Raw genomic sequence first — 21,004 nt, 5'->3', positions numbered from 1 at the left:
TGGGCTTAACAAGAAAGAAAAGGGGTGGTACAATGGAAAAGTGACATCAGGAAGTGCCTGTTCGGAGGCAGGAAAAGAAGTGCGGGACGAAGCTCTTTTACTTAAAAAACATTCTATTCATGATAGCCTGTTGTTAAGCCGTTATGATTATTTTCTACGCTTCTTGCTAAAAGGTGCCTTGGCGGGTGCGGGCGCCGGGGTAGTTGGTGTAGCCTTTCGCCTTGTCCTGACGGAAGGGGACTTATGGCGTAATGAGCTTTTAACGTGGGCACGGGGTATACCCGGCTGGGGCTGGCTGGTGTTACCCTGCCTGGGTGGCCTGGCCGGAGCCCTGGCCGGCTGGTTGACCAGTTTTGCTCCGGAAACAGCCGGTAGCGGCATTCCCCACGTGGAAGCCGTTCTGATTAACCAGCGCAAGCTCATCTGGTGGCGGGTTATCCTGGTAAAATTTATTGCCGGGGCCCTGGCTATTGGGGCCGGTCTATCCCTGGGCCGGGAGGGGCCGACGGTACAAATGGGCGCTGCCACCGGCCAGGTAGTAAGTAAAAGCCTTAGCCGGTCCAAAACAGAACAACTTCACTTAATTGCCTGTGGTGCAGGAGCAGGGCTGGCAGCAGCCTTTAACGCCCCCCTGGCGGGAGTAGTTTTTGTCCTGGAAGAACTGCGCCGTAATTTTTCACCCTATGTACTAGGAGGAGCCCTGGCAGCCAGTGTCACTGCCGATCTGATATCCCAGAGGATTTTAGGGCCACTTCCTACCTTTCGCATTAAGGAATTATTACCTTTACCTCTGACCACCTTACCGGCATTTTTAGTTCTGGGAATATTAACCGGTATTTTAGGCGTGGCTTTTAATCGTACCTTGCAAGGAAGCCTTGAACTGGCAGACAGGTTAAAGGGACTGCCCCGCTGGTTGCGGGCGTCGCTGGCAGTCTCGCTGGCAGGGGTTTTGGGCTATTTCTTACCCCGCGTTTTAGGCGGCGGGCACCAGCTGGCAGAAGATGTTCTCTGGGGCCGGGTTCAAGTAGGTATTATCCCCCTTCTTTTTGCTGTCAAGTTTCTTTTAACTATGTTAAGTTACAGTGCCGGGGTTCCAGGGGGGATCTTTCTACCGCTCCTAGTTTTGGGGGCTTTACTGGGCTCCTTTGTTGGCCAGGTTAGTGGCCTGCTTGTTCCTGGTTTTCAGGGCCTGGGGCCATCTTTCGCGATAATTGGAATGGCTGCCTATTTCGTGGCTATTGTGCGTTCCCCTCTTACTGGGATTGTGCTCATAATCGAAATGACAGGTAATTACCAGCACATTTTACCGCTTCTTTTTACCTGTATGATTGCTTTTATAGTAGCGGAGGCTCTGGGATGTTTACCAGTTTATGAGATGCTGCTGGAACGGGATTTAGCCAGGGCGAAGAGTGAGGGTATTTCGAAACCCTCTATTAAAGATAAAATGCTGATTGTCGAGGCTGTAGTTGAGAGCGGGGCGAGCGCCTGCGGTTGCCGGGTCAAAGACCTGGCCTTACCCGTAGATTGTTTGTTGGTTACCATACGCAGAGGAGCGAGGGAAATCATTCCCCGCGGTAATACCAGGCTTCTGGAAGGTGATCACTTAACAGTAATTGTACCCGAGAATAGAGCGGCGGCGTTAAACGAGGCACTGGCTAAAGTAACTCGATGTAATCTCAAAGTGTAAGTTGTAAAAAGCCGGCCCCATATCAGGGAGCCGGCTTTTTATTACCCCAGCAGGCGGCGTATTTGCGACAGATTACGCAGGGTTTCTTCAATCCCGGCATTTACTAAATTGCTAAACTGGCTGACATCCCAGGAACTGACGGGCTTTTTTATGGGCTTAAGGACCAGATCGGCATAAAGCCTTAGGGTAAGGGATGTATTGCGCTGGCTGATAATCTCCAGGCTCTGGAGAAGGACCTCGCCTGCATGTCGGAAATTGCGTTGAGGAACACCACAGTCCAGGTCTACAGCCACGACTATATCGGCCCCCAGGCAGCGGGCAATATCGGCCGGTACGTTGTCTGTCAGGCCGCCGTCGACCAATAGACGGGAGCCGATTTTATAGGGTGCAAAGAGGGCCGGGATAGAGATACTGGCCCGTACCGCCTGCCAGGCAGGTACATCACCGCCCAAGACCGTATCCGGCGGCAAGGGTTTAACCGGCCTGGCGGCAGTAAAGATAACTGTTTCACCGCTACTTAAATCACAGGCCACGGCTGCCGTCAGGGGCTGGAGATCCGAAAGAAGGCGATTGCCCAGGACCTTTTTCAGCGCGCTTTCAATGGTACCGCCTTGAATTAGCCCCAGGGGCAAACCGGTAAAGCGGTAGTTTTCCAGTCTAAATATGTTAGCAAAAGGGAGGCTGCCCATGGAACTAACGGCCGGCAGGAGGCCGGCCCCATAAAGGGCGGCGGCAATGGAACCGGCGCTGGTACCGACGACGACGTCGGGTTTAATATTGTTTTCCTCCAGGACGCGTAAAACTCCTAAGTGGGCTGCTCCTTTTAACCCCCCACCTCCCAGGGCGAGGCCAAAACGCATAAAAGAACCTCCTCGCAAAAGCTTGCAAAATATTGTATGCCTTGAGCCTGGATTTAGTGCAAGGGAAAAAGATTTAATCGGAAAAGCAGGATTTTAAACCCGACACAGCGAATATTTATCATAGTAAAACAGTGTTTCATAATATAAACCGGAGGTGGATGAGTATGCAAAAGTTAAAGATTATGCAGCGGATTATCGACTGCGGGATCGTGGCTGTAGTCCGGGCGGAGAATCCGGACCAGGCGCTCAAAATTGCTGAAGCCGTGAAAGCGGGCGGGGTGGAGGCCATTGAGATCACCCTTACCGTACCGGGAGCCCTGGAAGTTATCCGGGAACTGGCGGCTACATATCGCCAGGGAGAGATTCTCATTGGCGCCGGTACGGTCCTGGATGCTACCACAGCACGGCTGGCTATTCTGGCGGGGGCCGAGTTCCTGGTCAGCCCGTCCCTGGATCTTGAGATGGTTAAAACCTGTAACCGTTACCAGAAAGTCTGTATGGCCGGGGCCATGTCTATAAGAGAAATAGTTGAAGTGATGGAGGCAGGCAGTGATTTCGTCAAGCTCTTCCCGGGCAGCGCCTTCGGTCCGGAAATGGTGAAAGCCATTAAAGGGCCCTTGCCCCAGGCGCCGATTATACCTACCGGCGGTGTCAGCCTGGAGAACGTGGGCCAGTGGATCAAGGCCGGCTGCGAGGCCGTAGGGGTTGGGGGTGAACTGACCAAAGGGGCCAAAACTGGCGATTACCAGCAGGTAGAGGAAACAGCCCGCAAATTTGTAGCCTCCATCCGGGCTGCCAGAGGGCAATAATTTTTTAACCATACATGCCCTTTGTGGCTCTCTCGACATCGCAGGCATTAAATTTTGCTAGAAGGGAGTTTTTCCTGTGGCTAAAGTAGTTACTTTTGGCGAGATCATGCTGCGCCTGTCCACACCAGGCTACCAGCGCTTTATCCAGGCTGATTCCTTTGATGTTACTTACGGAGGCGGGGAGGCCAACGTCGCCTGTTCCCTGGCCAATTACGGCGCCGAGGCCGCTTTCGTCACTAAAGTCCCGGCCAATCCCCTGGGCCAGGCGGCTATCAATCATTTGCGTCGCTACGGTGTAGATACCAGTTTTATCCTGAAAGGCGGTGAACGCCTGGGGATCTATTTCCTGGAAACCGGGGCGTCCCAGCGGCCTTCAAAGGTGGTTTATGACCGCAAGTACGCCAGCATCGCCGGGGTACAGCCGGGTGAATTTGACTGGGCCAGGATTTTTTCCGGTGCTTCCTGGTTCCACTTTACTGGTATTACTCCCGCCCTGGGCGAGAATGTGGCCGCCGTTACCCTGGAAGCTGCCCGAACGGCGAAAGAGATGGGCCTCACCGTTAGCTGCGACCTCAATTACCGCAAGAACCTCTGGACCCCGGCTCAGGCCCGGGCGACCATGACGGAATTAATGGCTTATGTAGACGTAGCCATCGGCAACGAAGAAGACGCGGAGAAGGTCTTCGGCATTAAAGCGGCTGCTTCCGATGTTACCAAAGGGGAAATTAGCGAAGAGGGTTACCGTCAGGTAGCCCGGGAGCTGTTGACCCGCTTTAACCTGCAAAAAGTAGCAATTACCCTGCGTGAGAGTTTTTCCGCTTTTGACAATGGCTGGTCGGCCCTCCTCTATGACGGCCGGGAGTTTTACCGCTCGCGTCGCTACCAGATCCACATTGTGGACCGGGTCGGCGGCGGTGATGCCTTCGCCGGCGGCTTAATCTACGCCCTGACGGAAGGGTTTGCCCCGGCCGAGGCCCTGGAATTTGCCGTGGCCGCTTCCTGCCTGAAACACACCATCCCCGGCGACTTTAACCATGTCACCAAAGAGGAAGTAATGACGCTCATGCGCGGCGATGCCTCCGGGAGAGTGCAGAGGTGAACCAGTAAGCCCTGAAGCCAGCTTCAGGGCTTTTAATTTCTTCATTTCTTGCCGGGCTTTTAAAGGTGTCTACTAAATGGTAAAATGTATATATAAATTGAGTAAAATTAAGAGGTGATACTTGTGAGTTTCCAACGTATAACCATAGAACCGGAAAAGATGGGGGGGGTACCCTGTATCCGGGGTCTACGCATTCCTGTTGCTACGGTGGTTGATCTTTTTGCCAGCGGGCTAAGCCGGGAGGAAATCTTAAAGTATTACCCCGACCTTGAAGCCGAAGATATTACCGAGGCCTTACGTTTTGCTGCTGAAGCTGTACGCGAACGTGAGTTACCTCTTATCAGCGAAGTATGAAGTTTTTAGTGGATAACGCCTTGTCACCTTATTTAGCTCAGGAACTATGTAAAGCTGGCTATGATGCAATACACGTGAGAGATTTAGGAATGGCCGAGGTTCCCGATCAGCTTATCTTTGATCTGGCATCGAGAGATAATCGTATTATTTTAACGGCAGATACTGATTTCGGTACCCTGTTAGCAACTCGCCAGGCCTCAAGCCCATCAGTGGTAATCTTTCGCCAGCCTGATAAAAGACCGGCAACTATATTGGCTTTATGCCGGGCTAATCTACCAGGGCTATCTGAAGTTCTCCAACGAGGTGCGGTAGTAGTATTTCAAAGCCGGAGGATCCGGGTGCGACGGTTACCTTTTTTGCCGCGGAAATAATGGATTGCAAGGAACAGGATGAAGCCCCTGATGGCAGGGGCTTCATCCTGTTTAGGCCGCAAAATTTTTTCTTACCTCGGCAGGAATTTGATGGTCCGCAGCGAATATATTTTACAAACGATTGCACAATGGATTGCACAAAGGTTTGCAGCAAAGGAAGCTAGAGTATGGTCAATATCAAAGAAGTTGCCGAGAGGGCCGGGGTTTCGCCCAGCACCGTTTCCCGGGCCTTAAGCGGCCGGGTTGCGGTCAGCCCGGAAACGAAAGAAAAAGTCATGCGCGCCGTACGTGAGCTTAACTACCAGCCTAATGCCCTGGCCAAGGGTTTGAAAGAAGGGCGCTCCAGGACCATCGGCCTGATCATTCCCAATGTGCGGAATTTGGTTTTCCCGGCGGCCATCAAAGGGATAACCGATGTGGCCAAAAAGTATGGCTATACCGTTATCCTGTGCAATACCGACGAAGATATAGAAACAGAGAAAGCCTATGTCGACAACCTGCGCAAAAGGCTGGTCGACGGCCTGATTTTTTCCACAGCCACGGCCGCCAGCACCCACATTTTGGAACTCAAAGAGCAGGGTTTCCCGGTAGTACTCATGATCCGCCACCTGGAAGACAAGGTGGATGCCGTTATAGTCGACAACTTCCGGGGTGGCTATGAAGCCACTAAATTCCTCATCGAGCGAGGTTACCGGCGTATCGCTTTTGTCAACGGCACTTTAGAACTGGACCTCTACCGCCAGCGTTTTGCCGGATACCAGGCGGCCCTTGCGGAGGCCGGTATAGCCTATAACGAGGACCTGGTTGTTCACGGTACCCGGGACTGGGAAGATGGTTACCGAGCCATTCTCACTATCCTGGAGCGGGGCCAGCGGCCGGATGCCGTATTTGCCGCCAGCGATCCCAAGGCCCTGGGGGTTATTAAAGCTCTAAAGGCAAAGGGTCTGCGGGTACCGGACGATGTTGCCGTCATGGGTTATGACAACCTGGACATGTCAGAACTAATGGACCCTCCCCTGACCACGATGGCCCAGCCTTTTTACGAGGTTGGCCAGAGGGCGGCGGAGCGGTTGATCAAGTTGATTAACAGCAAGCGGAAAAATAAACCTGTGGTTGAAAGGCTACCAGCCCAATTACTGGTGCGATCTTCGGTAGATTATGGACTCGCCGGCCAGGTTATTGCTACTGGCAAATAACACAGCCACCCTCTCTGTGCATGCTGGAGTATAGGTGTGGCTTTGAAAGGGGGTGTAAGTAGGGAAACAGCCAATCTGAGGTATTTTCTAAGATAATGCATGAAAACCAAAAGCAAAAAGAAAAGAATGGAGGTACTGAAGGCATGAAAAAGTTAGTCTTGTCATTCATGGTTCTTGTCCTGGTTTTCTTGGTGACTGCCTGCGGCCAGGGCAATTCTGCCAAGGACAAAAGCCAGGCAGACGGCGGAGAAAACCAGGCAAGTTCCAGTGAGGTAATTGTCATCGGCAACCTGCAGGATTTAAGTTCTACCACCTCGGTCTGGGGCAAGATGGTTACCAATGGTGCCCAGCTGGCCATCGACAAGATCAATAAAGAGGGCGGTATCAATGGTAAGAAGCTGAAGCTGGTTACCTATGATACCAAAAATGACGTCCAGGAGGCGATCAACGCCTACAACCGCCTGGCTACCCAGGATAAAGCCGTGGCCATAATCGGCCCGCCGGTCAGCAATATCGGCATCGCCCTCGCACCCGTTGCCGAAAACACTAAAGTAGCTATCCTGGGGAGCTTTATTGACGAGAGGGCGACGACGAAAAACGACGGCAAGCCGTGGGCCTATAACTTCCTGATCCAGCCGAGCAGCGTGCAACAGGCCGAGATCGTCGCCAGCTACACACTGGAAAAATTGAATTTAAAAAAGGTCGGCGTTCTGTACAACCAGGCCAATGCCTACTCTGTTTCCCTGGCCAAGCCTTTTATCGATTATGTGAAGAGCCACGGCGGGCAGGTAGTATCCGAGCAGATGTACAAGACAGGGGATAAAGATTTCAAAACCCAGCTGGCGGCAATTCAAGCGGCCGGGGCCGAAACAATTTATATTCCCAACTATATCCAGGAAGACGTCCTGGCAGTACAGCAGGCGCGGCAGATAGGCATCAACGTCCCCATAACCGGCGGTCTGGATTTTGCCCCGCCGTTTGCCAGCCTGGCCGGCGAGGCCGCCAATGACATTTATTTCCCCAACAATATCGCCGCGGAAGATCCGCAGATCAAGGAGGTGGCAGAAGCTTACAAGGCAGCCTATAATGACGAGCCTCTGAATAAGGTTTTCATCGGCTATGATAGCATCCTGGTCATTGCCGACGCCATTAAGCGGGCCGGTGCGCCTGACCCGATCAAGGTACGTGACGCTATGGAACAGACAAAGGACGTCAAGGGAACAACAGGCAATATCAGCATATCTCCCAATACCCATCGTCCCTATGGCCTTTCTATGGTGATGATTAAAATTGAAAAGGGCCAGTATATCACCAAAGAGCGTTATATTACCAAGGAACAGCAGCAGCAATAATATGGAGGGATGCCGGGACGGGTATAGGTCTGCGGAGCCGTCCCGGCCATCCCGTGAAGGATCTTAAAGGGGCGGCAAATTATGACGGCACAATTGATAATTAACGGCATTTCCCTGGGTGCGGTATATGCATTGATCGCCGTGGGGTTTGCCATAATATTCAATATATTGAAGTTCAGCAATTTCGCCCACGGTGGTTTTATGACCGTGACGGCCTACGTGGGTTTCCTGGCCACAAGGTTCTGGCATACATCACTGCTCTGGACCCTGCTTATCGCTTCCCTGGCAGGGGGGATGCTGGGGATTATAGCAGAATTAGTTGCCTTCCGCCGTATTCGCAATAATAAAGGTCCTGTGATCTACTATTTCGTGTCTTCTATCACTCTTGGCATGCTGCTGGAGAACCTGATGACTATCTTTTTCAGCACCAACTTTTATGCTTATCCTAATTTCTTCCCTGTAGCCACAGTGAAAGTGGGCCAGCTACTGCTGGGTGTCCCGGAACTCATCATGTTCTGCATCTCATCCTTGGCCTTGATAATTCTGGCGGTGCTGATTTACAGGACCAAGCTGGGAACCGCTCTGCGTTCCGTTTCCTATGACGTCGATACCTCCGGTTTGATGGGTATCAATGTCCTCAGGATTATCCAGCTGGCTTTTTTCCTGGCGGGATTCCTGGGCGGGATCAGCGGCGTCTTTTTAGGTATCAGTTATACCCTCTATCCCCAACTCGGCCAATTGGTGGTCAAGGGTTTTGTCGCATCCGTGATTGGTGGCCTGGGCAGCCTGTCCGGGGCGGTTATCGGCGCCTTTCTTTTAGGAATAATTGAGATTTTACTTATCCGGCTTGTCGGTTCGGGTATATCACCAGTGTTCATCTTCGTCATTATGTTACTTTTTCTCCTGGTGCGGCCGCGGGGTATTGCTGGCAGCCATATCCAGGAAAAAGCTTGATAGGGGTATGGCCATGGAACTTTTAGCTTCGGTGCTAACCTTTACAGCAATCAATGTAGTAGCCGTGACCGGCGTCTTCATTCTTACAGGGTTAACCGGCCTCTTTTCCTTGGGCCAGGGGGCTTTTATGGGTATTGGCGCCTATGTTGCCGGGTTGATGGCCATTAAATATAATTTTTCCTTTCCTTTAGCGGCATGCGGAGCTGTTGTTGTTGGCCTGATAGCAGCCGTGATAGTTGGCTTGCCAACCATCAGGTTACGCCGGGACTACATCTCTCTGGTAACCTTGGGCTTTGGCGAAGCCATAGCTGCCCTCCTCAACCAGTCTGTAAATATTACCGGCGGCGCCATGGGTCTCTCCGGCATACCCAAGCAGACCACGCTTCTCTTAGCAGTAACTTCAGCCGTGATCTGCCTGTTGCTGGTCTGGGGTTTTAAATGTTCGCGCTACGGCCGCCAGTGCCTGGCTTTACGAAGTGATGAACTGGCGGCCAGGTCCATGGGCATCAATGTCAACCAGGTAAAAATGGTGGCCTTCCTTTTATCGGCAGCTATTACAACCTATGCCGGCGTCCTCTATGGATTTTATACGACCTATGTCGAGCCGGTAATGTTCGGCTGGACCAAATCTGCCGAGTGGATTATTATGGTGTTTTTCGGCGGCATCAACAGCCTGACCGGGGCCGTCGTCGCCAGCGCCCTGCTTACAGGTTTGCCGGAAATCTTACGTGCCGCAGCCGAATGGCGTATCGTCGCCTACTGCGTGATTGTCTTATTAATCCTGAACTTTAAACCTACCGGTTTATTCGGTGAGTATGAAATCTCCCTCCTGTCCCTGCTGCGGCGCCGGGGAAACAGGATAAGGGAGGGTGAGGGGTCGTGAATATTTTAGAAGTCAAAGGGCTTAACAAAAGGTTCGGCGGCGTCCAGGCGGTGGCGGATTTTTACCTCGACCTGCCGGAAAAGGGTATCGTAGGCATTATCGGGCCCAACGGGGCCGGCAAGACGACGATTTTTAATGTTATCTCCGGCGTTTATAAAGCCGATAGCGGCCAGGTGCTGCTGGCGGGCCGGGATATTACCAATATGGAACAGCATCGAATAGCCAAAGCCGGGCTGGGCCGCACTTTTCAAAACATCCGCCTCTTTCGGGGCCTGAGCGTGGCGGAAAACGTCATGACAGCTATCGACCCCCTGACGAAGTATAATATTTTTTCCGCCCTCCTGTCGCTGCCGGGGAAATTTCGTGCCGAGCGGGAAGCCAGGGAAAAAGCCTTACACTACCTGGAGTTGGTGGACTTAATTGCTTATAAAGACTGGCGGCCGGAGAACCTACCTTACGGCCTCCAGCGTCGCCTGGAGATTGCCCGGGCCCTGGCCACCGGTCCCAGAGTATTGCTGTTGGATGAGCCGGCGGCAGGATTGAATCCCAAAGAAGTCATCGATCTGATTGAGCTCATCGCCAGGCTTAATAGGGATTTAGGCCTGGCCATCCTCCTGATTGAACACCGGATGGAGGTAGTAATGCAGCTCTGCCAGTACATTTATGTCCAGAATTTCGGTAAGACCCTGGCCAGCGGGCCACCGGCTGCCATTCAATGCAATGAAGAGGTCATCAAGGCCTACCTGGGGGACGAGGAATGAGATGTTGACGATTAAAAACTTGAGCGCCGGCTACGGGGCGATTATGGCCCTGCACGAGGTCAACCTTGAAGTTAAGCAAGGTCAGATTGTCAGTATAATCGGGGCCAACGGCGCCGGCAAAAGCACTCTTTTAAATACCATTGCCGGTCTGGTGCGGCCGCGCCGGGGTTCGATCCTTTTTATGGGGGAAGAGTTGCCGCGGCAGCCCCACCTGGTGGTCAGGCGGGGGATAGTCCAGGTGCCGGAAGGCAGAAAAGTCTTCGCCGGCCTGACGGTGAAGGAAAACCTGCTGATGGGCGGTTACCGGCTCAGCGGCCGGGAAGCGGCCAGGAATTTAGAACATATATTTACTTTGTTCCCGGTCCTCAAAGAACGCCAAAACCAGTACGCCGGCACTTTAAGCGGCGGCGAACAGCAGATGCTGGCCGTAGGACGGGGCTTGATGTCCAACCCCAAAGTTATGCTTTTTGATGAACCTTCCTTGGGCCTGGCCCCACTGGTGGTCAACACCATTTTTAATATTATCAGCCGCATCCGGGAGGAAGGGGTTACCGTCCTGCTGGTGGAGCAAAATGCCCGCAAAGCCCTGGCTCTATGCGATCACGCCTATGTTTTAGAAAACGGCAGGATTACCATGAACGGGCCGGGCAGGGAATTGCTGGCCGATCCCCGTATTCGCAATGCTTATCTGGGCGAGCGGGTAGAGCCCCGGGTGGACAGCAAGAGGAGCAGATGAAAGAAGGGAGTAATTGTGGGTGGATTTTTTAACAGGGATAAAATTCCTTTCGTCCCTGTGGTGTATGAACATGCCGCCGCCTTAATCGGGGTAACGCCTTCAAAAATGGCCAGGAGCGCGGAACTGATCGTGAAAGGACAGCTCAGGGCTTATGAGCTGTACGGCCATGACCTGGTTACGGTCGGCATCGATATCTATAACGTCGAAGCCGAAGCCCTGGGCTGCCCGGTGCAGTATTTCGACGACGAAGCCATTCCGGCCATTGCCGGCCCCATCGTTTCCTGTCCAGCCGACCTGGCCCGCCTGAGGGTACCCGATCCGGAACATGACGGTCGCCTGCCTTTACTCCTGGACGCCGCCAGCCGGGTGAGGGAGGTTATCGGCAGTGAGGTGGCCGTAGGCGCCGCTATGGTGGGACCATTTACCCTGGCCGCCCTGCTCCGGGGTTATGAAAACTTTATATTAGATTTGTTGACCGCACCGGACTTTGCCGGCGCCCTGCTGGATTTTGCCGCCGAAGTAGGCCTGGCAGTAGGCACGGCCATGATTAAACGGGGTCTAAGTATATCGATTAACGAATCCTGGATAACGCCGCCTTTGCTTTCGCCGGAACTCTACCAGCGATTTGCTTTTCCCCGGGAAAAAGGGTTAATTGTTGCCTTAAAGGCCGCCGGGGCCGCCAGCGTCGGTTTAATTAGCGGCGGCAATACCACCCCCATTGTCGACTGGCTGGTGCAGACAGGTTCCTCCATTCTCATGGCTGACTACGGTACCGACCTGGTGGCCTATAAAGCAAAGGCCCGGGCGGCAGGTATCGTCCTGCGGGGCAGCATCCAGGCACGGGTAGTGGAAACAGGTCCCAAAGAGCTGATTGCTGCTCAGGCCAGAGAAGTCCTGGCCAAAGGGGCACCTGGCGGCGGGTTTATCCTGGGATGCGGCGTTGTTCCCTACGGAGCCCCGCCGGAAAACGTGCTCTACCTGAAACAAGTACTGGCAGCATACATGGCAGAACACGGGGGAATAGCATGAAAGCTCAAGCCTATGTTTTAGAAGCGTTTAATGAACCTCTGACGGCACGGGAAATAAACATTCCCAACCTGGAGCCGGGGCAGGTGCTGGTAAAGATAAAAGCCGCCGGTATCTGCGGCTCTGACCTGCACATCTGGCAGGGAGAGGACCCGCGCGTCAAGTTACCTATGATTTTGGGCCACGAAGGCGTTGGCGAGGTGGCCGCCATTAAAGGAAAAAAGCTAACGGTAGAAGGTGAAGAACTGAAGGAGGGCGACCTTATTTTCTGGAACCGGGGTGTTTCCTGCGGCCACTGCTATTACTGCGCCGTGTTGCGGGAACCGTCTTTATGCCCCAACCGGGTCGTCCAGGGAATTAATATTACCACTACCGAACCGCCGTATTTAAACGGATGTTATGCCGAATATATCATTCTGCAGCCCGGCGCGGACATATTCCGGGTGCCGGCGGGGGTTGACCCCGCGGTGCTGGTGGCGGCCTCCTGTTCAGGGGCTACAGCGGCCCACGGCTTCGACCTGGTGCGGCCAGAACCTGGCGACACGGTGGTTGTTATCGGCCCCGGGCCTTTAGGCCTGTTTGCCGTAGCCTTTGCCCGGGCTTATGGAGCAACTACAGTCATTGTGAGCGGTGGCTCTAAAACACGCCTGGAAATGGGACGGCAATTCGGGGCCACTGTTATCCTGGACCGCCATGAAGTTCAGGATGAGGAGCGGCGGCAGATAGTCATGGACCTGACCCACGGCCGCGGCGCCGATCTGGTCGTCGAGGCTGCGGGCAATGCTGCAGCTTTGCTGGAAGCCATTACCCTGGTGCGACCTGGGGGTGCGGTCCTCAGCATGGGTTTTGGCCAGCCGGGAGGGACCTTCGCCTTTGACGGTTATCAGCACCTGGCCCGGCGCAATATCCGTTTACAGGGGGTGTGGGTCAGCGACACCCGCCATGTTTACCGGGCCATGGCCATGATCCTGGCGCAGCCTGAACTTTTTGCCCGGATGATTACCCACCGTTTCCCGCTGGCCCGGGTTAATGAAGCACTAGAGGTGATGGCCTGTAAAGAAGCCGTGAAAGCAGTACTTATGCCATAAATATTGACCTTGTAATTAGGAGCAGGAATAAGATGGAACATTATAATTGCGATGTCCTGGTTATCGGCGGCGGCGGGGCAGCCCTGCGGGCGGCCATCGCCGCCCAGGAGTATAACCCTGATTTAAAGGTAGTCCTGGCCACAAAGGGGAGGCTGGGCAGGAGCGGGGTGACGGCCACGGCCTGCTCCGATCGCATGGCCTTCCACGCAACCTTACCCCATACCCCGCCGGGGGGTGCAGACGCGTGGCGCTACCATGCCGAAGATATTTACCGCCTCGGCGGCCTGGTCTCCGACTGGGATCTGGCCGTAACGTTAGCCCGGGAAGCTGAAGCTGCCTTTAACTACCTTGATGCCCTGGGTGTCCCTTTCGTGAAAGAAGGGGGAAAGGCCCGCCAGTTTGTGACCGATGGCTCCGACTTCCCCAGGGCCTGCTATACCGGCCCCAAGACGGCTATTCATATTGAAGAAGCCCTGGTGGAGCGTTTGCGTCAGCTGCCGGTACAGGTCCTGAATTTTACCATGGTCGCCCGGTTAATTACCAGCCAGGGAAGGGTAACCGGCGCCCTGGCCCTGGATACCCGCCAGCGGCATGACCCGGCTGCCGCCCTGAAAGTTATCTCCGCAAGGACGGTCATCCTGGCCACCGGAGGTGCGGGCCAGGTTTACCGGACCAATGTTTTTCCCGGCGGCATGACTGGTGACGGCTACGCCCTGGCCTACACCGCCGGCGCCGAACTCGTCAACATGGAATTTATCCAGATCGGCCTGGCCTCCCTGAAGACGAAATTAAATTGTTCGGGGAGCATGTTGCGCGCCCTGCCCCGCCTGGTTAACGACCGGGGCGAAGAATTCCTGGGACGCTATTTCCCGCCGGGTACCCCGTCCAGGGTGGTAATGAACCTGCTATTCCGCAAGGGAGCAAGCTGGCCGGTTACCTATGAGCATCCCACCCACATCATTGACGTGGCCGTCTACCAGGAAATTGCTGCCGGGCGTAAGGTCTACCTGGACTACAGCCGGAACCCGGCCGGATTCCAATGGGACGAACTGGTGGAAGAAAATCACCGGCGTTATTATAGCGAAATTACGGTCGACCTGGGGACAGAAAAGCGCCTGGCCAGCCCTTTACAGCGCTTGAAGGAAATTAATCCCGAAAGTATCGCCTGGCTAAAGGAGCGAGGGCTGGACCTGGAAGCCGGCGCCATGATTGAGGTGGCGCCCTGCATCCAGCACTTCCAGGGCGGGGTGAAAATCAGTCAGGCCGGCAGGACGGCTGTTGCCGGCCTGTATGCCGCCGGCGAGGTGGCCGGCGGCCAACACGGGGCCAACAGGCCGGGGGGCAACGCCCTGCTGGACGGCCAGGTCTTCGGCCGCCTGGCCGGGGAAGAGGCTGCCAGAGAAGCCGTCAGCGTACCCCCCGTAGAAGTGCCGGCGGCCGAGATTGAGGGATTTCTTGCCCGGACGCAGCATATGCTTGATAAAGGTGACATACCGGCCGGGGAGTTGCGGCGGAGGTTGCAGGATCTGATGAACCGGGCGGCCAGCGTAGTGAGGACAGAGGAGGGGCTGCGGCTGGGCCTGGAAAAGCTATCCGCGCTGCAGAAAATAGCGCAGCGGGTCGACGAGCACGGCCTGGCCTACGCCCTGGAGAACGAAAACATGCTGCTGGTGGCGGAAATGATCCTGCGGACGGCCCTGCAGCGGGATGAGAGCCGCGGCCCCCATCTGCGTTTTCTTAAAGCAACCGATGTTACCCCGGTATCCCGCCGGGACCCGGAATGGCAGCGCTACCTGGTCATCAGCCGTAAGGACGGGCAGATGGTGTTGACAGTGCGCGAGCCAGTGCGGCCTTAGGAAAAAATTTACCCTGCTTTTGCCTGCCGGCAGGGATTCATAATTACCAGGATGTGACATTTTTGCTTGGATTGCCTGAGCGAAGCGCTTCATTATCAATGGCGGTCGCAACACGATCCTGTTCCATCAAACGAAACACGAAGAACCTGATTCATGATAAGGAGATGGCTTTATGGCTCCTTTCAGTAAATTTAACTTCAAAAACCTTATGCAGTTAAAAGAAAAGATAGCCGAACTAAATCTGGATATAGAACTCACCGAAGATTTGCGTCCCCTGGCCCGACGGGCAAAGATCGGCGGCCGGGAGTTGCCCAATTCCCTGGCCGTCCATCCTATGGAAGGATGTGACGGCAGCGAAGACGGCAGCCCGTCCGAACTGACATTCCGCCGCTACCGGCGCTTTGCCCGGGGGGGAGCGGGTTTACTCTGGTTCGAGGCTACCGCCGTCGTCCCAGAGGGCCGTGCCAACCCGCGGCAGCTTTATATCAACCGCAGCAACGTCCATACCTTTAAGGAGCTCCTGGAAACGGCCCGGCGGGAAGCTGGAGACAGCATGGGGGCCGGCCACCGTCCCCTGTGCATCCTGCAGTTAACCCATTCCGGCCGCTACAGCAAGCCTTACGGCAAGCCGCAGCCGGTAATCGCTTACCATGACCCTCATTTAGACGCCCGGGCCGGGGTTGTTCCCGAGCAGGAACCGGTTACCGACGCCGAACTGGAAAAGCTTCAAGATAAATACGTGGAAGCGGCCCTGCTGGCGCGGGAGGCGGGCTTTGACGGGGTGGATATCAAGGCCTGCCACCGTTACCTTTTGTCGGAACTGCTGGCCGCTCATACCCGCACGGGCAGGTACGGCGGCGATTTTAAAAACCGCACGCGTTTTCTCCTGGAAACAATTGAAAAGGTACGGGCCAGAACAGGCAATGACTTTATCCTGGCCGTTAGGTTAAACGCCTACGACGCCCATCCCTATCCCTACGGCTGGGGCGTTGATCCTGAAGATTATACCCGCGCCGACCTTTCCGAACCCATCCGGCTTGTGCGCCTCCTCAAGGAGAAGGGGGTAACGCTGGTCAGCATTTCGGCCGGCAATCCTTATTATACAAACCCGGAAGTTACCCGCCCCTTTGATACTCCGCCCAAGGGGGCGGGCCTTCCTGCGGAGCATCCCCTGGAGAGCGTCGCCCGGCTTTTTAAGATTACCCGGGAGATACAGGAAGCCGAACCGGGACTGGCCGTGGTCGGCAGCGGCTACAGCTGGCTGCGGCAGTTTTTCGGCCACGCGGCGGCCGCCAATATCGCCCGCGGCGCGGCAACCCTGGCCGGTGCCGGCAGGCTTGCCTTCGCCTATCCCGATTTCGCCCGGGACCTGCTCACCAATGGTCAGCTGGATGAGCGCCGGGTTTGCATTGCCTGCAGCCGCTGCACCCAGATTATGCGTGACGGCGGCAGGACCGGCTGCGTCGTAAGGGATAGGGAGGTATATATGTCGATTTATAAAGAACTATCTTCTGCTTCATAAATAAAGATAGGTCGAGAGCATCTATTTATTATTAAAGCGGAACTGCTACCAGTTCCGCTTTTTAATGTGCCCGGCATGGGCGCTGACGTGGTGATGAAAGTCCACTACAGGCGAGGCAACACCAGCCTGTTAGCCCAAAGCAAGGGTGCTCATCGCGAGGTGGGATCCGGAGGAAGCCGGAGGCAAAACCATGGCCCAATGAACAAGAACCCCATACGAGGCTAAACCGCCCAGATGAGCTGGCGAAACATAGCGAAATCCCAGGCTGCCAAGGAACGGTAGAGTATATGGGGCGGGCGCGGGGCGAAGGTCAATGTTCTTACCCGGGGAGACCTGCCGAGTAAGCCGAACCGCAATTTTCAGATGCAAGTTTCGGGTTTCGACCCGGTCATCTTTGGTCTTAAAAATATTTTTAAAAGCTTTTGTAACCAGCAGGAAAATGATAATAGACGTCGAATAAATAAACACAGTTAAAAAAGTATGGTACTTAATTACTATAAGACTTATAAACAACGCTCTTGATAAAGCCAAGAGCGCCCCAAAAAATAAAATAAATTAAAAAAGACGCTTTGCCAATAATTAAGGTTGTGTTTACTGAGAGGAAGAACAATAAATATATGGCAAATGATGTAAGCAACTTGCAGTTAGTAAAAAAGCTAAACAGGATCAGCATCCTCAATATTATCAGGGAGCATAATACCATTTCTCGACAGCAATTGGCTAGGTTAACTGGTCTTACGCCGGCAGCAATAACAGGTATTATACGCGATTTGGTAGCATTAGGTTACGTTATTGAAATGGGCCTGGGAAAATCTAGCGGTGGAAGGCGTCCTGTCAAATTACAATTTAACCAGGATTCCGGTTATGTTCTTGGAGCAGAAATAACAAGAAACAATACCACTCTGGGGATGGTGAACCTCGGTGCTAAACCTTTGATGATTAAACAATACAGCATCGACATGACAGAACCCCAGCGGGGACTAGCTCTACTTGCCGATGAAGTAAAAAAAATAATAATTGAAAGCGGCGTTGATAAGAAAAAAATCTTCGGTATGGGAGTTGCATACCCCGGATTAGTTGATATTAGTACAAGAGTAGTGAAACGTTCGCCCAATCTGGGTAAAAAATGGCGTGATATTCCAATAGAAAAATGGTTACAGGAAATGATTGGGATAAGGGTTTTTGTTGAAAATAATTCCAATGCGGCAGCATTGGCTGAATATAGTTTTGGCCTTGGCAAAGAGACTAAAAATATGGCCTACATTAACTTGGGCGAGGGTATCAGTGCGGGTATTATTCTTAATGGTATGCTGGCTTATGGATTTAAAGGTTATACCGGCGAAATCGGTCACCTAGTGATAGCTGAAAACGGCCCTCTTTGTAACTGCGGTAATAATGGCTGCCTCGAGAGTTTGTATGCGGTACCGGCATTGGTACACAAGGCCAATAATGAACTTGCATTATATAACCCAAAAGATACCTTAAAAGCAATATGGAAGGAAAAGGGTTACGTTACAATCGAGGATATTATTGCCCATGCTAATGAAGCTAATTCATATGCCTGGAAGCTAATACAACAGGCAGGCTGGTATATTGGCAAAGGTGTAGCAGCCATTATCAATGTTTTTAATCCAGAAGCAATTTTTATCGGCGGTATACTGGCTGAAGCGGGCAACATTTTGCTAGAACCATTGAGAGAAAGTGTGCAAAAACATGCTTTTCCAGAGCTAGTGCGGGAGGTGAAAATTGAATTATCATCTATGCGAAAGGATACAGGTTTTTACGGTGCGTGTGCTGTTACCATTAGGGCTCTTTTTGAGGGAGGGGTCGATGCATTGTTGGATGTTTATTAGTATAGGCTGCTATAGGCACAAAAGTGCCAAGCGAGAGGGAAGAGGTGTATAAAAGCAAAAAGGCTGTATAGCATAACAGAGAGAAGGTATTTACTTAAAACTGGTATCCCCTGGTACCCATAGGAGACGTACGGTTGGGGCCGTTACCGACCTGGAAACGCGGACTTACCACCTTTTAATGTATAGCAAGCGGAAAGAACGTATCCGGATAGCGAGGGCCAGGAACCTGGCCCGAACGTTAAAGCAAAGCAGTGAATACCGCCGTACCTATCGTTACCGGATCCGTATCGAGCACACCTTTGCGGAAGCCAAAGAACATCATGGCCTGGGCCGGGCCAGGAGCTATGGCCTGGCTGCGGTAGATGAACAGGTAAAGATGACGGCGGTGGCTCAGAATATAAAACGTCAACTTTTATTTTACACTGTGTTTTTGCCTACGGTTAACTGTAGTTTGGTGGGTTTCTCACAGCACTTTTAGAGTGTTAAATAATATAGAAGGGAGGGAATCTTATGATAGAGATAGCCATGGCGATATTTTTTGTAATATTGAGCGTTAGTTATACGGTATTTGCCAGACAGTATTCATTTGGAACCTTCTACGCCCCGAGGGCCGGGTTCATGCCAACTATAGTAGGGACAATGGCTACTATTTTAGCAATGATTAATTTATTTGGGACTGCGGCGCAATACAGACGTAAACAAACACAAGAAAAAGAAATTCTTTTAACACGTTATCAAATAAATAAGATCTTCCTGTACTCCATTGGGTTAGTTATTTACGTGGTGCTTCTTAAGACTGTAGGCTTTCTGACAGCAACATTTTTAGCCACTTTATACCTAATTAAAGTAGCAGGCGGAAAAGGTTGGAGATTACCTATAATAGTGGCAATAGGCGTGAGTGTTGGGTTTTATTCTATTTTCCAATACTTATTACGAGTAATATTGCCGTAAAAGATGCTAAGTTAAAGGTAGGCAGAGAGTATGACAATCTTTGAGATGCTTCTTCAAGGTCTTCTCCATTCTCTCACTCCTGTCAACATACTAGCAGCCACCGTAGGGGTATTGCTGGGAACATTAGCCGGAGTATTGCCTGGTATTGGGATATCCGGCACCATAGCCCTTTTGTTGCCTCTATCATATGGTATGGATCCTCTTACGGCTGTAATTCTGGTTGGAGGTATCTACTATGGTTCTCAGTACGGTGGTTCAACTACCTCCATCCTCCTTAATATACCTGGTGAACCCACGTCTCTAATTACTTGCATGGAAGGCCATGCTATGGCTAAGAAGGGACGAGCGGGTGCTGCACTAGGTATTGCAGCAATTGGCTCTTTTATCGGGGGTACTTTAGGCATAATTGCTCTCACCTTTTTTGCACCACCATTAGCAGACTTGGCAGTAAGGTTTGGATCTCCGGAGTATTTTGCTTTGGCGCTTTTAGGCTTAGTTACACTCGCCAATGTCACAGGTGGCTCGCCTTTAAAGTCAGGACTCATGGTTATGGTAGGAATAATGCTAGGGACAGTAGGGTTTGATCCGGTATTCGCTGCCAAGCGATTTACCTTTGGTGTTACAGATTTGGAGAGAGGTATAGACTTTATAGTGTTTGCAATGGGTGCTTTTGGCATCGCGGAAGTGTTGTTGACAGTTAGCGAAGGATGGACAGCAAAAGAGATTGCCAAAGTCAAGTTTCGCGAAGTGTATCCAAACCGGCAGGAGCTGAAGCGTTCAAAGGGGTCCATCTTTCGGGGCTCAGTGTTGGGATTCTTGATAAGCCTTATTCCAGGGCCTTCTACATTTCTTGCGACCCTTGCATCTTATGCTGTGGAGAAGAAGGTCAGCAAGTATAAAGACGAGTTTGGAAAGGGTGCTATCGAGGGTGTTGCGGGCCCAGAAACTGCCAATAATGCTGGTATATACGCACAGCTAGTGCCTGCACTTGCACTGGGCATACCTTTTTCCCCTGCATTTGCCTTGCTGCTGAGTGCTCTTATGATCCACGGCGTTACACCTGGTCCCCTAATGATGAAGCTACATCCAGACGTATTTTGGGGTCTCATAGGGAGTATGTACGTAGCTAATGTCTTGCTACTCATTTTTAATTTGCCGCTTATACCATTGTGGGCTTCAATGCTGAAAGTTAGGGCTGAGTTTCTCATGGCTATTATAACTGTAGTTACTTATGTGGGGGCCTTCGCGTTGAATAACAGTATTTTCGACCTGTGGTTACTAGTAATATTCGGTATACTAGGCTACTTAATGAAGCTGGCGAATTACGATGCGGCGCCAGTCACAGTGGGATTATTCCTGGGGCCATTAGTAGAGCGATGCTTAGTCCAGAGTATGGTTATGTTCAATGGCAACTTCATGCTTATTTTCACTCGCCCATTAGCGGGCACGATGATTATCATCGCTATCTTAATATGTCTAGTACGTATAGTAGTATGGGCAATCCGTCGAATCAGGTCGTCTAGGGAGAATAGCACTACAAACCCTGCCGACACTGTGACGTTAAGCTAATGACAAAACCCAATGAAACCGAAGCGAAAAAGGTACTGGGGGGGATGGATATATGAGGGTAAGTGTGGGCTGGTGAC

The 21,004-nt window shown here is 52.5% G+C and carries 20 protein-coding genes; 19 read left to right on the top strand and 1 reads right to left on the bottom strand.

Features of this window, described 5'->3' with window-relative positions; genetic code table 11:
- Positions 1-79 precede the first annotated feature (79 nt).
- Positions 80-1,687 (top strand): H(+)/Cl(-) exchange transporter ClcA, encoded by a 1,608-nt coding sequence (gene clcA / locus E308F_RS11445; protein WP_141265020.1) that lies wholly within the window; start codon positions 80-82, stop codon positions 1,685-1,687.
- Positions 1,688-1,728: 41 nt separating this feature from the next.
- Here the strand turns inward: clcA and E308F_RS11440 are convergent, their stop codons facing one another.
- The gene (locus E308F_RS11440; protein WP_141265019.1) at positions 1,729-2,547 is read right to left on the bottom strand and encodes a patatin-like phospholipase family protein; all 819 of its coding nucleotides are present in this window, start codon (positions 2,545-2,547) and stop codon (positions 1,729-1,731) included.
- Between the two features lie 164 nt (positions 2,548-2,711).
- Here E308F_RS11440 and E308F_RS11435 point away from each other — a divergent pair, with 164 nt between their 5' ends.
- The 18 genes from E308F_RS11435 (at position 2,712) to E308F_RS11350 (ending at position 20,927) form a co-directional block, all read left to right on the top strand.
- Entirely contained in the window at positions 2,712-3,356 is a 645-nt protein-coding gene (locus E308F_RS11435; RefSeq protein ID WP_141265018.1) for a bifunctional 4-hydroxy-2-oxoglutarate aldolase/2-dehydro-3-deoxy-phosphogluconate aldolase, read from the top strand.
- A gap of 106 nt (positions 3,357-3,462) precedes the next feature.
- Positions 3,463-4,455 (top strand): PfkB family carbohydrate kinase, encoded by a 993-nt coding sequence (locus E308F_RS11430; protein ID WP_373995621.1) that lies wholly within the window; start codon positions 3,463-3,465, stop codon positions 4,453-4,455.
- 123 nt (positions 4,456-4,578) lie between these two features.
- Positions 4,579-4,809 (top strand): DUF433 domain-containing protein, encoded by a 231-nt coding sequence (locus E308F_RS11425; protein WP_141265016.1) that lies wholly within the window; start codon positions 4,579-4,581, stop codon positions 4,807-4,809.
- Positions 4,806-5,180 carry a DUF5615 family PIN-like protein gene (locus E308F_RS11420; protein WP_141265015.1) on the top strand — a complete coding sequence of 125 codons (375 nt, stop codon included), beginning with the start codon at positions 4,806-4,808 and terminating at the stop codon, positions 5,178-5,180. The genes E308F_RS11425 and E308F_RS11420 overlap by 4 nt, the downstream gene beginning before the upstream one ends.
- A 167-nt stretch (positions 5,181-5,347) precedes the next feature.
- Positions 5,348-6,376: a LacI family DNA-binding transcriptional regulator gene (locus tag E308F_RS11415; protein ID WP_141265014.1), complete on the top strand. Its 1,029-nt coding sequence runs from the start codon at positions 5,348-5,350 to the stop codon at positions 6,374-6,376.
- A 143-nt stretch (positions 6,377-6,519) separates the two neighbouring features.
- Complete coding sequence (locus E308F_RS11410) at positions 6,520-7,728, top strand: ABC transporter substrate-binding protein (protein WP_172613582.1); 1,209 nt, start codon at positions 6,520-6,522, stop codon at positions 7,726-7,728.
- A gap of 81 nt (positions 7,729-7,809) precedes the next feature.
- Positions 7,810-8,682, top strand: a complete 873-nt coding sequence (locus E308F_RS11405; protein WP_141265012.1) for a branched-chain amino acid ABC transporter permease — start codon at positions 7,810-7,812, stop codon at positions 8,680-8,682.
- Positions 8,683-8,695: 13 nt separating this feature from the next.
- A complete protein-coding gene (locus tag E308F_RS11400; protein WP_172613915.1) occupies positions 8,696-9,565 on the top strand; it encodes a branched-chain amino acid ABC transporter permease in 870 nt (289 codons plus the stop codon).
- Positions 9,562-10,326: an ABC transporter ATP-binding protein gene (locus E308F_RS11395; protein ID WP_141265010.1), complete on the top strand. Its 765-nt coding sequence runs from the start codon at positions 9,562-9,564 to the stop codon at positions 10,324-10,326. The genes E308F_RS11400 and E308F_RS11395 overlap by 4 nt, the downstream gene beginning before the upstream one ends.
- 1 nt (position 10,327) lies before the next feature.
- A complete protein-coding gene (locus tag E308F_RS11390; RefSeq protein WP_141265009.1) occupies positions 10,328-11,062 on the top strand; it encodes an ABC transporter ATP-binding protein in 735 nt (244 codons plus the stop codon).
- 15 nt (positions 11,063-11,077) lie between these two features.
- Positions 11,078-12,091: a uroporphyrinogen decarboxylase family protein gene (locus tag E308F_RS11385; protein ID WP_172613584.1), complete on the top strand. Its 1,014-nt coding sequence runs from the start codon at positions 11,078-11,080 to the stop codon at positions 12,089-12,091.
- Entirely contained in the window at positions 12,088-13,176 is a 1,089-nt protein-coding gene (locus tag E308F_RS11380) for a zinc-binding dehydrogenase (RefSeq protein ID WP_141265007.1), read from the top strand. Before E308F_RS11385 ends, E308F_RS11380 begins: the two co-directional genes overlap by 4 nt.
- A 32-nt stretch (positions 13,177-13,208) precedes the next feature.
- Complete coding sequence (locus E308F_RS11375) at positions 13,209-15,032, top strand: FAD-binding protein (protein WP_141265006.1); 1,824 nt, start codon at positions 13,209-13,211, stop codon at positions 15,030-15,032.
- Between the two features lie 172 nt (positions 15,033-15,204).
- Complete coding sequence (locus E308F_RS11370; RefSeq protein ID WP_141265005.1) at positions 15,205-16,554, top strand: NADH:flavin oxidoreductase; 1,350 nt, start codon at positions 15,205-15,207, stop codon at positions 16,552-16,554.
- Between the two features lie 617 nt (positions 16,555-17,171).
- Positions 17,172-18,407 (top strand): ROK family transcriptional regulator, encoded by a 1,236-nt coding sequence (locus E308F_RS11365; RefSeq protein WP_141265004.1) that lies wholly within the window; start codon positions 17,172-17,174, stop codon positions 18,405-18,407.
- 178 nt (positions 18,408-18,585) lie between these two features.
- The gene (locus tag E308F_RS11360) at positions 18,586-18,885 is read left to right on the top strand and encodes a transposase (protein ID WP_141265003.1); all 300 of its coding nucleotides are present in this window, start codon (positions 18,586-18,588) and stop codon (positions 18,883-18,885) included.
- Between the two features lie 32 nt (positions 18,886-18,917).
- Positions 18,918-19,358, top strand: a complete 441-nt coding sequence (locus E308F_RS11355; RefSeq protein WP_141265002.1) for a tripartite tricarboxylate transporter TctB family protein — start codon at positions 18,918-18,920, stop codon at positions 19,356-19,358.
- A gap of 30 nt (positions 19,359-19,388) precedes the next feature.
- Complete coding sequence (locus tag E308F_RS11350) at positions 19,389-20,927, top strand: tripartite tricarboxylate transporter permease (RefSeq protein WP_141265001.1); 1,539 nt, start codon at positions 19,389-19,391, stop codon at positions 20,925-20,927.
- The last annotated feature ends 77 nt before the right edge of the window (positions 20,928-21,004 follow it).

Origin of the sequence: Moorella sp. E308F (assembly GCF_006538365.1) — a bacterium.
GTDB lineage: Bacteria > Bacillota > DSM-521 > Neomoorellales > Neomoorellaceae > Neomoorella.
This window is presented reverse-complemented; position numbering and strand designations above follow the sequence as displayed.

Coding starts and splice junctions, on each gene's coding strand:
- E308F_RS11430 (WP_373995621.1), top strand. CDS start 3,463: ATGCTGCGCCTGTCCACACCAGGCTACCAGCGCTTTATCCAGGCTGAT.
- E308F_RS11375 (WP_141265006.1), top strand. CDS start 13,209: ATGGAACATTATAATTGCGATGTCCTGGTTATCGGCGGCGGCGGGGCA.
- E308F_RS11365 (WP_141265004.1), top strand. CDS start 17,172: ATGGCAAATGATGTAAGCAACTTGCAGTTAGTAAAAAAGCTAAACAGG.
- E308F_RS11415 (WP_141265014.1), top strand. CDS start 5,348: ATGGTCAATATCAAAGAAGTTGCCGAGAGGGCCGGGGTTTCGCCCAGC.
- E308F_RS11355 (WP_141265002.1), top strand. CDS start 18,918: ATGATAGAGATAGCCATGGCGATATTTTTTGTAATATTGAGCGTTAGT.
- E308F_RS11360 (WP_141265003.1), top strand. CDS start 18,586: ATGTATAGCAAGCGGAAAGAACGTATCCGGATAGCGAGGGCCAGGAAC.
- E308F_RS11440 (WP_141265019.1), bottom strand. CDS start 2,547: ATGCGTTTTGGCCTCGCCCTGGGAGGTGGGGGGTTAAAAGGAGCAGCC.
- E308F_RS11390 (WP_141265009.1), top strand. CDS start 10,328: ATGTTGACGATTAAAAACTTGAGCGCCGGCTACGGGGCGATTATGGCC.
- E308F_RS11370 (WP_141265005.1), top strand. CDS start 15,205: ATGGCTCCTTTCAGTAAATTTAACTTCAAAAACCTTATGCAGTTAAAA.
- E308F_RS11405 (WP_141265012.1), top strand. CDS start 7,810: ATGACGGCACAATTGATAATTAACGGCATTTCCCTGGGTGCGGTATAT.
- E308F_RS11350 (WP_141265001.1), top strand. CDS start 19,389: ATGACAATCTTTGAGATGCTTCTTCAAGGTCTTCTCCATTCTCTCACT.
- E308F_RS11410 (WP_172613582.1), top strand. CDS start 6,520: ATGAAAAAGTTAGTCTTGTCATTCATGGTTCTTGTCCTGGTTTTCTTG.
- E308F_RS11435 (WP_141265018.1), top strand. CDS start 2,712: ATGCAAAAGTTAAAGATTATGCAGCGGATTATCGACTGCGGGATCGTG.
- E308F_RS11380 (WP_141265007.1), top strand. CDS start 12,088: ATGAAAGCTCAAGCCTATGTTTTAGAAGCGTTTAATGAACCTCTGACG.
- E308F_RS11400 (WP_172613915.1), top strand. CDS start 8,696: ATGGAACTTTTAGCTTCGGTGCTAACCTTTACAGCAATCAATGTAGTA.
- E308F_RS11420 (WP_141265015.1), top strand. CDS start 4,806: ATGAAGTTTTTAGTGGATAACGCCTTGTCACCTTATTTAGCTCAGGAA.